Here is a 2,843-nt window from a genome sequence, read left to right as displayed (position 1 = left end):
CCAGGAGCAGGTGGCGGGCCAGGCCGGCGGGGATCGGGCCGTAGCCGTCGAGGTCTGCGGTGTCGTGGGCTCCGGCGAGCAGGGCCTGGTCGGTCATCACCAGCCCGACCGTGACGGGCACCACCGGGCGACCGGCGTCGTCGGTGGAGCCGGTGATGCGGGCGACGAGGGTGTCGGCCATGACCTGGCCCCGCGACCGGGCATCACCTGTGGCGACGACGGTGTCGGCCTCGGTCTTCAACGCCGCGTAGACCGCGACGGCTTGGGCGACCGGCAGCAGCACGGTCAGGTAGGCCATCGTGTCGGGTGCCGGCCGGACGGTGACATGCCGCTCACGTTCGGCGCGGCGCCGCCGCTCGGCCACGGAGGCGGGGTCGAGACGGGCGGCAAGCTTGCGCAGCTCGGCCAGCACGACCCGGTCGGAGTAGCCCTCCAGCGCCTCGGGGTCGCCGGCGATGGCCCGGTCGACCGCACGCCGGTCCTCAAGCGTCAGGCAGGCGGTCTCCCGCGCGATGGTCATCGCGCGCCACTCGGTGATCCGCCCGGCCGCGAACGCGGCCCGGGTGCAGGGCAGCTCGCGGTCCAGGATCGTGGCCAGGGCGAGGTGCTGTCGGCCGCGGTGGGGTGACTCACGCCGCGCGAGGGCGACCTGCTCGGCGATCCCCCGGCCTTGGCGGGCGGCGGGCTCACCGTGCTCGGCGGCCCGGGCGCGCTGGGAGGCGTCCAGGGCGGCGGCGAGCTTCGCCTGCCTGGCTTGTGCTGCACACACGAGGGTCTCGAGGTCGCGGATCTGGTCGATCTTCGCGGCGTCGTCCTCGGGCACCGGCGCGCAGGAGAGCGCTTCAGCGGATCCCGAGAGTACGAACATGTGTTCGAGTCTATGTGACACGGGTCACAGTGTCAAGGCCGGCAGGCTGGGTTGGGGAGGGGAGGTTGTGGCGGCCTGGAGGCGGGCGGCGACGGCGATCGGCGCCCGCCGTACCCGCTTCTGCTGCCATCCGACCGCAATCGGAAGCAGCCCGCAGGCCGACGTACATCGACCACCGACGCCGCGGGCGAGGCGCAGTCTCGACGTGCCCGACCAGCGGCTGCGGCCGCGACCCTCGGCAGGCGGCGAGGACGTACGCCTCTACCCGGCGCCCCGAGGGATTGGGAGGCTGGACACGTGGGGGCAGCTGGCCAGAGGGGGCGGCGCGATGACTCACACTCGACTACTCGTGGCGCTGACGGGAGCAGCGGTCCTGCTGCTGGGTGCGTGCGGGAACGGCTCCGACTCGGGGGCCCCTACGCCGGATGACCGGACGACCTCGTCCCCCGGGTCCGTGCTGACGTCGGAGGTGCTGGCCTCGGCCCTGGTGACGGAGGCCGACTACGACGGCACGTGGACCGTGAACGTGCCTCCGGACTCCCAGATGGCGACGCCCGGGGTGGTGCCCGACAGCCAGCAGGAGCTGCTGCCGAAGATCGAGCTCTGCGCCAAGGCCGGCGACGCGTCCCGCGCGGCCGCGGAGGCGCTCCGGTGGCAGGCCTTCCGCCAGCTCGACCAGTCCGAGGAGGACCCCATCGACCTGCCCGCGGGTGATCGGGTCGGCCACATGATCTTCGTCCAGGAGTTCCTCCTGTCCGCGGACCCGGCCGACGTCGAGGCGACCTTCGAGGCGTTGCGCGACGGGCTGCAGGCCTGCCAGGGGAAGATCCCACCCGGTGAGGAGGGTCCCGGGGAGTCCGAGCCGATGGCCATCCCTGAGGTGGGCGAGGACCGCTACGGCGAGCTGACGACGATCCAGGAGGCCGGCGGCCGGGCGTACTGGCTCCTGCACAACTCGTTGGTGCGTCAGGGTTCGGTGCTGATGGACCTGCAGGTGGTCGACATCGTGATGGGCAAGGGCGTTGAGCCCGCGTTCACGACCGAGGACATCGGCACGTTCCTCACCACCGCTGTCGCCAAGCTCCCGTAGCCGGCCGGCCACCGGCGCTCGCGAGCCAGGTTCAGGCGAGCTCGCCGAGGACGGTGGGTACGACGGGTGGGAGCTCGCGCGCGAGGTAGCCGACCTGGCCGACGCTGCCTGCGAGCCGCTCCCCTGCCCGCGCATGCAGGTACGCGCCCCACACCGCCGCCTGCGCGGGCTCGGCGCCCCGGGCCAGGAGGCCGGCGACGATGCCGGCCTGCACGTCACCCGAGCCGGAGACCCCGAGGCCCGGGCCTCCGCCCTCGACGACCCAGGTCCGGCCGTCGGGATCCACGACGAGCTTGTCCGAGCCGCCGGCGAGCACGACCACGTCGTTCTCTCGGGCGATCTCCACCGCAGCGTCCAGGATCTCCTGACGGCTGCCGAGGTCGTCGCGCTCGGCCAGGTGGGCCAGCTCGGTCGGGTTCGCGTTGACCACCGCACGGCCGGCGAGGTGGCGCAGGCCCCGCGGGTGATCGGTGAGGTACGCCGTGCCGAGGGCGTCGAGCACGAGCGGCACGCCGAGCCGGGGCAGCACCGCGGCGAGCAGCGCCGCCGCCCGGTCGGGATCGTCCAGGCCGGGTCCGGCCACCAGCGCGTCGGCCGCCTCGGCCCTGTCCACCACCCGATCGGCCGCGCGGGCGTCGATCGACCCCTCGCCGTCCTCGGGCAGCCCGAGCACCTGCGCCTCGGGGACCGCCACCGCGAGGGCCGTGGCCACCGATTCCGCGGTGGCGATCGCCAGCTTGCCGGCCCCCGCTCGCAGCGCGGCCACGCCGGTCAGCAGCACAGCCCCGGGTGTGGAGGCACTCCCGCCCAGCACCAGCAGCTCGCCTCGAGCGTCCTTGCCTGCGCCCGGCGACGGCAGCGGCCAGCGCCGCAGCAGCGCAGGGG

At 74.2% G+C, this 2,843-nt stretch carries 3 protein-coding genes; 1 reads left to right on the top strand and 2 read right to left on the bottom strand.

What is annotated here, in order from left to right:
- Window positions 1-868, bottom strand: an 868-nt coding sequence (locus tag Q0L15_RS17865) for a DUF222 domain-containing protein (RefSeq protein ID WP_296605802.1), incomplete at its 3' end; no start/stop codon positions are given.
- Between the two features lie 454 nt (window positions 869-1,322).
- On the opposite strand from Q0L15_RS17865, the gene Q0L15_RS17860 reads away from it, so the two are divergent.
- Entirely contained in the window at window positions 1,323-1,958 is a 636-nt protein-coding gene (locus Q0L15_RS17860) for a hypothetical protein (RefSeq protein ID WP_296605801.1), read from the top strand.
- Between the two features lie 31 nt (window positions 1,959-1,989).
- On the opposite strand, the gene Q0L15_RS17855 is transcribed toward Q0L15_RS17860, so the two are convergent.
- On the bottom strand, window positions 1,990-2,843 hold an 854-nt coding region (locus Q0L15_RS17855), incomplete at its 5' end, for an NAD(P)H-hydrate dehydratase (protein WP_296605800.1).

Origin of the sequence: Nocardioides sp. (genome assembly GCF_024509035.1) — a bacterium.
Lineage (GTDB): Bacteria > Actinomycetota > Actinomycetes > Propionibacteriales > Nocardioidaceae > Nocardioides.
Note: the sequence above shows the minus strand (reverse complement) of the source record. Positions and strands in the feature narration are given on the sequence as shown.